Consider the following 3,394-nt stretch of genomic DNA (forward strand, 5'->3'; position numbering starts at 1 on the left):
AACATTCTGATATTTGTTATTAAAGTGAGTTAATGTATAAATTGTTATGTGCAAAGTAAAAAGGACACTGTTTTGTAAGTTTACTTCAAAACGGTGTCTTTTTCAATTCATAAAAAGATGAAAGGACTGATATAATCAGAATTTTTAAAGTATATCACCGATTAAACATAGCCCAGAGGAGCCACACCGTTATGCTAGGATAATAGAAACAGCAAAACCGAACAAAGGTTCGATTTTGCATTGACATCATATCACATTTGTAATATCATATATGTAATATAAGTAACAAGCAGGAGGTAACTCAATGGCACGAGGAAAATCTGGAAGAATTGTTTTAGAAGTTGAACAAAACATTAAAAATAAACTTTATGTTGCATTAGCCAAAAATCAAACAACTTTGAAAGATTGGTTTTTAGAAACAGCTAACAGTTATATTAAAGATAATTCTATATTGGATGAATTACTTATTGCAGAGAAACAAGACGAGTACATTATTGATAAAAAGTAATAATAACTATTTAAATATTTGCAGGAGGATGAAACTATGCCATACGCTATTGACCTGTTTTGTGGCGCAGGCGGAATGAGTGAAGGAATAATACAGGCTGGTTTTGATATATTGTTTTCCAATGATATAAATATTGATGTTGAAAAGACCTATGTCAACAGACATAAACAACTTGGATTAATTCAAGGACAAAATACATATTTTCATAGAGGTGATATAAGAGATCTAACTGGTACATTTATTACAAATTGTATTAGCTCATTAGACATTTTTACATCTGGCAAAACTCAAGTACCAGAAAAGATTGATGCAATTTTTGGTGGTCCCCCTTGTCAGGGATTTAGTCGTGCTGGGAAAAGGGACAAGAATGACCCAAGAAATATGCTCTTTAAAGAATATCTTAGAGTTATAAGCGAAATGATGCCTAGATATGTAATTATGGAAAATGTAGAGGGCTTTACAGATACAACTCTTGATGATTTTGTTGGACTTAATGGCAATAAATACCCAGATAATTCATTGGTTCCCGAAATATTGTTAAATGAATTTAAAGAAATCGGGTATAGTACTCTTGAACCCAGAATTCTCGATGCATCTGATTATGGTGTACCCCAAAAAAGAAGAAGGGTTATATTCATAGCTTATTTAAACGGCTTGTCCGCCCCGATATATCCACAACCTACTTGTAAAGATGATGAAAAAGTCTCATTGGTACAAGCTATAGGTGATTTAATTATTGATAAAAATCTGCGTGAAAAGACTAATCCAAAGTTAACAGTTTTCCAACAGGAATCAATAAATGGAAGAACTAAAGATACCAATAATAAATTCCCTAAGAAGCAAAGTAAAACTCCAAACTGTGAAATAGCTAAACATCAACCTATAATAGTAGAGAGATTTTCACTCTATAAAGAAGGTGAAGATACCAATGCTTTAATTAGGCGAATACAAAGAGAGGGCATTGATTTAAAAAACAAACCTCATCTTGTTGCGGAGTGTGTAAAAAAACTACATAACAAATACACTGGACCTGAAATAATTAAGTTATTTGGAGAAGCAAAAGCAGACAAAGATTTGATAACTGCATTAATAACAAAAAAAGCCGCTCGAACAAAACTTAACAGAAATTCTCCATCTCTTACAGTTTTAACTTTGCCGGATGATTATATATCTCCTTTTGAAAATAGAATTTTTACAGTAAGAGAATTAGCAAGATTACAATCTTTTGATGATAGTTTCGTTTTTTTAGGCAAGAGGACAACTGGGGGGCAAAGGAGAAAACTTGAGGTGCCACAATATACTCAAGTCGGCAATGCTGTTCCGCCACTTCTAGCAAGAGCAATTGCCTCGCAAATATTCAAGGTACTAACAGAAAAATAAAAGGAAAGGCATAAGTTTTGATAAATCAATTTATGCCTTTCCTTTTTTATATGTTCAGAGTATTAGTTTCGCCAAAAATTGTATGCCTATATTTGGGAGATATTCTAAAACAATGACCTTTATCTTTATACCCTGTACCATCCCATCGAACACGCCCTCGCCAATCGTAAGTAACAATCCCTTTGCCGATTTGTACAATGAATGAACTAAATATTGGTTTTTGAGTATGCTCAACCCTATCAAATACAAAATGTATCTTTCCTTTATGAACTGTCTCTTGGGCAACGACCCAAACTGTTTCTGGATGTTTATCATTTAATCTTGAATTAATATCATCAAAATCCCATACACAGGTACTAATTGCCTTACCGTTTGGTTCTAGGTGCCATTGATGTAGCAAATTATTATCTTCATCAATACCAAGGGATAACCCTTGATTATTAGGTCTGTTGTGCACAGTAACATATAGATCTATATACCCCCTGTATTTAGGGTCATTGGAAGGATACCCATATGTAAGAATCATCTGATTTGATGAGTTTATAAAACTCTTGTCCCAGTTTGGTACCATGCTAAATAGCGTATCTTTAGTACCAGAACCATCTCTCTTAGCCTTTAATTCAATTTTCCCCTTGTAATCAGCTAATATTTTAGAGTTTGGGGCAATACCTAATTCTCTTTCCAATGTATCACCAACATCCTTTGGATTTCTTTTGAACGGAGATACACTTAATACTGGACCTTTGTTTTTTAAGTATATTAATTGGTCAAAGAGTTCTTTCCTAAGGCGAATACTTTCACTTTCATAAACTTTATTTAATGTTGATACAGAGAAGTATCTGTGAACAAGTGGAATTATTACAAGTCTCCCTTTGTAGAAAGATATATAAACCAGATCATTTGTAGACAAAATGTTTTTTAACCCATAAATCCAAAAACGAGGGTCACCATTTTTGGTTTTTGGTCTATATAAACTAACTTTACTTTCGTAAACATCATTTACTATAATTAATGCCTCACAATAAAGTTTTTCGCCACCTGGAACCAATGATTTATAATCAACAATGCCATTTTCACGAGTTATATTTCTAAATGATGCTGACGCATCAATTATTGACTTGTTTATCATAGTATTCGTCATTCTAATTAGTGTATATTCCGCTCTAGACCTTTTTGTAATTTCAGCGAGCATAGCTTCTTCATGTTCATTAGGTATAAAAACCATTAAAATTCCTCCAATCTGTCACAATACATTTTATCATTCTCTTACTGGATTTGAAAGTAATGGATTTGTAATGAAAGTGTATAAATACATTGACGATGGATAACGCGTGTTGTTGCTCAACAGTTGCAAGATGTACTTGATTTTTTAGATATGTGCAAATAATAGCACTGTATAATATATATGCAAATTAATCTATTGAGTATACAAAAGGGTTTCGAAGTATAAACCAGCAGCCTTTCTATTGATCAAACCATCTGAAGCCACCGTTTCGCTTCCAGAAG

The 3,394-nt window shown here is 32.9% G+C and carries 3 protein-coding genes; 2 read left to right on the forward strand and 1 reads right to left on the reverse strand.

The window, feature by feature from the left end; all coding sequences use genetic code 11:
- Nucleotides 1-304: 304 nt before the first annotated feature.
- Entirely contained in the window at nt 305-508 is a 204-nt protein-coding gene (locus L323_RS22935; RefSeq protein WP_020813982.1) for a hypothetical protein, read from the forward strand.
- 36 nt (nt 509-544) lie between these two features.
- A complete protein-coding gene (locus L323_RS22940) occupies nt 545-1,888 on the forward strand; it encodes a DNA cytosine methyltransferase (protein ID WP_020813983.1) in 1,344 nt (447 codons plus the stop codon).
- A 46-nt stretch (nt 1,889-1,934) separates the two neighbouring features.
- Here the strand turns inward: L323_RS22940 and L323_RS22945 are convergent, their stop codons facing one another.
- Nucleotides 1,935-3,113: an MvaI/BcnI family restriction endonuclease gene (locus L323_RS22945; protein ID WP_020813984.1), complete on the reverse strand. Its 1,179-nt coding sequence runs from the start codon at nt 3,111-3,113 to the stop codon at nt 1,935-1,937.
- Nucleotides 3,114-3,394: the final 281 nt, after the last annotated feature.

The organism is Ruminiclostridium papyrosolvens C7, from assembly GCF_000421965.1.
Taxonomy (GTDB): domain Bacteria; phylum Bacillota; class Clostridia; order Acetivibrionales; family DSM-1351; genus Ruminiclostridium; species Ruminiclostridium papyrosolvens_A.